Genomic DNA, 255 nt, shown 5'->3' on the forward strand with positions numbered 1-255 from the left:
CTGACCAGTTGAGCTTTGAAAACGCAGTGCTCACATACCGCGACGAGTGGACAATCGAAAGAGGATTTCATCGTCTTAAGGGAGCTCCGCTCTCCTTAGATCCTGTCTTTGTCAAAAGAAATGACCAAGTTGAAGGTCTGACAAATCTTCTGAGTATAGCCTTGCGAGCCTTAACGCTGATTGAGTTTGTCGTTCGTCGAGGTTTACAGCAAAATAGCGAAAAACTCACAGGCCTCCACGCAGAAAATCCCAAGA

General features: G+C 46.3%; 1 pseudogene. It reads left to right on the top strand.

Annotation, left to right across the window (positions count from 1 at the left end):
• Positions 1–255: pseudogene (locus tag JWG39_RS16315) on the top strand (IS1634 family transposase); the annotation flags it as partial.

This window comes from Desulforhopalus vacuolatus (genome assembly GCF_016918505.1).
GTDB lineage: Bacteria > Desulfobacterota > Desulfobulbia > Desulfobulbales > Desulfocapsaceae > Desulforhopalus > Desulforhopalus vacuolatus.